This is a genomic window from Streptomyces durbertensis (assembly GCF_014156695.1).
GTDB lineage: Bacteria > Actinomycetota > Actinomycetes > Streptomycetales > Streptomycetaceae > Streptomyces > Streptomyces durbertensis.
In genome coordinates, this window is sequence record NZ_WMLF01000397.1 from 1 (window position 1) to 5045 (window position 5045).

Genomic DNA, 5045 nt, shown 5'->3' on the forward strand with positions numbered 1-5045 from the left:
CCCACCGGCACCACCGGCCCCGGGCGCGCCGCGCGCCGGCGGCGCAGGCCGCTCACCGCGCTGCTCGCGCTCCTCGTCCTCGTCGCGGTGGTGCTGCTCGTTCCCGGCGGCGAACCGCCCGAGGAGGACTGCCGGCCGCTCCAGGTCTCCGACTGGCGTCCGGAGCGCGCGCTCACCGAGGAGTTCGCCCGCTACGGCGACGACAACACCCGGCTGGACGACTGGACGGGCGGCGACGGCAGTCGCTCGGTGCCGCTGCCCGACGGCCGCACCCTGTGGCTCTCCGCCGACACCTTCCTCGACGAGGTCCGCGAGGGCCGCACCCGGGGACCGGAACCGGTATGGGTCCGCAACGCCGGTCTGGTCATGTCCCGCGACGGACGGCTGGAACGCACCCTGCTCGGCGACGGGCCGAGGGCCTGGTTCCCCGGCCTGGCCACCGCCGACGGCCGCGAACTCTGGCGCTGGCCGCTGGCCGGCGTGGTGGAGCCGCGCACACCCGGAGCCGCCGAACAGGTCGTACGGGTCCTGCTGTGGCAGCGCGAGGCCGGCCAGGCCCCCTGGACGTTCGGCGTCCCCCGGGCGACCGAGGTGGCCACCGTCAGCCTGCCCGACCTGCGGGTGGAGAGCATCGAGCCGATCCTCACGCCCGCCGACGCCGACCCGGCGACCCGGGTCCTCTACGGCACCGCCGCCGTCACCGAGGGACGCTGGACGTACGTCTTCGGAGCCGACGAGCGCACGGCGCACGGCCGGGCCTCCACCGCCCACGTGGCCCGCGTGCCCGGCGGGGCCCTCGCCGACCCGGCCGCGTGGCGCTACTGGGACGGCGAGCGCTGGCAGACCTCACCCGGCCGCTCGGCGCCCATGGCGCTCGGTCGCACCGCCGAGCGCGGCGCCACCAACACGTTCACCGTCGCGCGGCACGGCGGCACCTGGCTGCTGCTGACCACCGACGCCGGCGGCCCCGACGGCCGCGGTCTGACCACTGTCACCTCCTACTGGGCGTGCGGTCCGCAGGGCCCCTGGCACGGCCCGCACGACGCGCTCACCCCGCCGCTGCCGCCGGGTGCCGACGGGCGCGCCCTCGCCTACAACCCACAAGCCCACCCCTCGTTCGGCGACGGGGGTGGGCTTGTGCTGGGTTATGACGTCAACGTGCCGCAGGAGGTCGCGGCCGTGCACCGGGACGTCGCCCTGTACCGGCCGCGCTTCGTCCGGCTGGACCTCAGCGTCCGCTGACCTCGGCGTGCGGGCTCAGACCCCGCCGCCGGCGGTGGGACCGCCGTTCTCGCGGGTGGCGGAGCCGGCGCGCCCCGGGTCGTCCTCCTGGTCGATGTCGGGGATGCCGTCGCCGTCGGAGTCGACGTTCTCGGCCTCCCACATCGCCTGGTACTTCTTGTCGCGGATCTTCAGCAGCACACAGGCGGCGACCGCGGAGATCAGCGAGCCGATCAGCACGGCGGCCTTCACGTGCTCCATGGTGGCGACGTCGGTCAGGAACGCCCGCTCGGTGATGAGCAGGGAGACCGTGAAGCCGATTCCGGCCAACATCGACACGCCGATGACGTCCGCCCACGCCAGGTCCGAGCTGAGCCGGGCCTTCGTGAACTTCACCGTCAGGTACGTGCCGCCGAAGATGCCGATGATCTTTCCGGCCACCAGGCCGAGCACCACGCCGATCGCCTCCGGCTGGCTGGCCGCCTCCGCCAGGTCCGACGCGGAGACGCTGATGCCGGCGGCGAAGAGCGCGAACACCGGCACCGCGAAGCCCGCCGAGATCGGCCGCACCTGGTGCTCGATGTGCTCGGCCGGCGAGTCCTTCTCGCCCTTCCGCGCCGTCGCCCGCAGCAGCATGCCCATCGCGACACCGGCGATCGTGGCGTGCACGCCGCTGTTGTACATCAGCGCCCAGATGACCACGGCCAGCGGGACGTAGATGTACCAGCCCCGGACCTCCATCCGCTTGTGCAGCACGTAGAAGACGCCGAGGCCGACCGCGGCGCCGGCGAGCGCCCACAGGTTCAGCGAGGTGGTGTAGAAGACCGCGATGACGATGATCGCGCCGAGGTCGTCGACGATCGCCAGGGTCAGCAGGAAGGCGCGCAGACCGGACGGCAGGTTGGTGCCGACCACGGCCAGCACACCGAGTGCGAACGCGATGTCGGTTGCCATCGGGATGGCCCAGCCGTTGCTCTGGCCGCCCGCCGGGACGTTCACCGCGAAGTAGAACAGCGCGGGCACGACCATGCCGCAGATCGCCGCGACGACCGGCAGCGCCGCGGCTCTGGGGTCCCGCAGGTCACCGGCGACGAACTCACGCTTGAGCTCGATACCGGCGACGAAGAAGAAGATCGTCAGCAGACCGTCGGAGGCCCAGTGTCCCACCGACAGGTCGAGCCCCAGGGCCTCGATGCCGAAGTGGAAGTCGCGGACGGTCTCGTAGAAACCGGTGAAGGCGTTGGCCAGGATCAGGGCGACGACGGCTGCCCCGAGCAGGACCATGCCGCCCACCGTCTCCATGCGCAGCAGGTCGGCGAGAAATCGCCGTTCGTGCGCGCGTGGGGAGGAGAATGCGTCGCGGGGCTCGGCGCGGTCAGGACTCAGCGGCATGGGGCGGGGCCTCCAGGAGTGGGGACAGGGGGTGAGATACGCGTCGCTGCGCTGCCGACCAGACTTCCCGGCACACCTCGCTCGACCATGCCGAGCGCTCCGTCACCGTACCCATAGGCCGGTGCACGTATGCAAGGCAGGTCTCCCACCAGTACCCTCCGCACCGGCCGGCACCTGCGTACCGGTGGGTAGAGCGTGGCCTGAGACAACAGGTCAAGGGGTCTGTCGGCTTTTCTTCCTTGTTTTCAGTGATGATCCTCACGTGGTCCGGGGGCCGGTACCGGGCGTGACGACCCGGGGGTCTGGCGGTGTCCGACCGCTCGCATAGGCTGTTCCCGTTATACGAGCCCCGGGGCCGGCAGGCGACCCGGGGCGTCTTCCGGGGGATGAGCACAGGTGAAACGCTCCGCCATACCCAGCAGCTTCCTGGGCGACTATCCGAGCTTCCTGGCCGAGGTGTCGGCCACCGGACGGCTGCCCCGCCGAGCCGAACTGGAGCAGCTCAGTGAGATCGGAGAGCGCGCCGCCGAGGCCGGATACGGCCTGCGGCAGCTCATCGGACTCTACCTGGGCGAGACCCGCAAGCAGTGGGCGGCGCTGCCCGGCATCGCCCGCGCCGCCGGTGCCACCGAGCGCGGCCGCACCGGCACCGCCCTGTTCGCCGCCGTCGAGTCCGCGATCACCGCGCTCGGCGAGGGCCACGAGCGGGCCCAGCGGATGGCCGTCCGGCAGGAGGAGGCCGAACGCCGCGAGTTCGTCGACGACCTGCTCTACGGCCGCAGCGACGTCGGCACCCTCGCCGAGCGGGCCCAGCGGTTCGGACTCCGCCTCGCCTACGCCCACGTGGTCGCGGTTGTCGTCGGGCCGGAGAAGTTCGACGACGTGCACCCGACCGTGCGGCGGGTCGAACGCGAGGTGCTCGGCCGCTTCGGGGACGCCCGCGACGTGCTGCTCGCCACCAAGGACGGCCGGCTGGTGTGCGTCGCCGCGAGCAGCGAGACCGCGGTACTGGAGGCGTTCGTACGCGTCGCGGAGAACCCCGGACCGGGCTACGACCCGGCCCTCAGGGTGGCGGTCGGCCGCCCGCACCGGGGCGCCGGCGGCGTCGTCCGCAGCTACGAGGAGGCACTGAGCACCCTGGAGATCGCCGACCGGCTGGAGCTGGCGCCGGTACGGCTGTCCGCGGCGGAACTCCTGGTCTTCCCCGTGCTCATGCGCGACCGGCCGGCCATGGCCGACCTCGTGCGGTCCGTGCTGCAACCGCTGGAGGAGGCCAGGGGAGGCGCCGAACCGCTGCTGCGGACACTCGCCGAGTGCGCGGCCGCCGGCTACGTCAACGCCGAAGCAGCCCGCCGCCTCGGTATCAGCGTCCGCACCCTCTCCTACCGGCTCGGCCGCATCCGCGCGCTCACCGGCTACGACCCCGCCGAGGCCATCCAGCGCTACACGCTGGAGACCGCCGTCCTCGGCGCCCGGCTGCTCGGCTGGCCGAACCGCGACCTGTGACCCGTGACCTGGGCCGGAAACCGCTCGACCGCGTGCAACCGGGGCGGCGACTCCCGCGTCTGTAGGACGTAAGAACACCGTAAAGATTGCCGACCTCTGGCAATGTGCGCCGAGTGGCGGCGGTGCCACGATGTGGGCACACCGCAACCGGGTGCGAGGAGAAGGACGATGAGCGGATTCCTGGACGCATGCCTGGCATTCCCCGCCGTCCTGTTCAGCTTCGCCCTGCTCGTGGTGGTCGCCTACTGGCTGATCGTGCTGGTGGGCGCGGCGGAGGTCGACGCCCTCGACGGGGGTGAGGGCGTCACCTCCGGCGGTTCCCAGGGAGGGGCCGCCGGCGCCTTCGCCGCCTTCGGACTCGGCGGCGTGCCGGTCACCGTGGTGCTCTCACTGCTGACCCTCGTTGCCTGGTTCGTGTCATGGTGCGGGGTCGTCCTCTTCGAGAACAGCCTGGTACGCGTCCTGCTGCTGCCGCTCGCGCTGGTCACCGCGTGGGCCGTGACCAGAGTGCTGGTGCGGCCGCTGCGGCGGCTCGCGCCGGGCGAGGAGGGCATCTCGCGGAACGACTTCGTCGGACGCGTCTGCGTCGTCCGCACCAACCGGGTCGACGAGAACTTCGGGCAGGCGGAGGTCACCAGCGACGACGGCTCCTCCGCTCTCGTACAGGTCCGCGCCGACGACTCGGTGCCGCCCGGTAGCCTCACCACCGGCAGCACCGCCCTGATCTTCGACTACGACGCCGAAGGCGAGTTCTTCCGGGTCGCGCCCTACGAGGCGGCGCTCGACCCGCGCTCGACGCCGGGCTGAGCGCCGCCCGGCCACCACACGCGACACCGGTCGCCACACACCATCAGAGACAACGGGGGAGTCATGGCAGAAGGCAGCACGCCGCCCGCCCGGCCCCGCCGCGCGTTAGCCGGCTGACC

The 5045-nt window shown here is 72.4% G+C and carries 4 protein-coding genes; 3 read left to right on the plus strand and 1 reads right to left on the minus strand.

From position 1 onward, the window contains the following. On the plus strand, positions 1-1242 hold a 1242-nt coding region (locus tag GL263_RS21215; RefSeq protein ID WP_323379504.1), incomplete at its 5' end, for a DUF5005 domain-containing protein. Positions 1243-1257: 15 nt separating this feature from the next. On the opposite strand, the gene nhaA is transcribed toward GL263_RS21215, so the two are convergent. Next, complete coding sequence (gene nhaA, locus GL263_RS21220) at positions 1258-2613, minus strand: Na+/H+ antiporter NhaA (RefSeq protein WP_182857332.1); 1356 nt, start codon at positions 2611-2613, stop codon at positions 1258-1260. A 396-nt stretch (positions 2614-3009) separates the two neighbouring features. Here nhaA and GL263_RS21225 point away from each other — a divergent pair, with 396 nt between their 5' ends. Next, complete coding sequence (locus tag GL263_RS21225) at positions 3010-4119, plus strand: PucR family transcriptional regulator (RefSeq protein WP_182857333.1); 1110 nt, start codon at positions 3010-3012, stop codon at positions 4117-4119. Positions 4120-4287: 168 nt separating this feature from the next. Beyond that, complete coding sequence (locus GL263_RS21230) at positions 4288-4926, plus strand: OB-fold-containig protein (RefSeq protein ID WP_182857334.1); 639 nt, start codon at positions 4288-4290, stop codon at positions 4924-4926. The last annotated feature ends 119 nt before the right edge of the window (positions 4927-5045 follow it).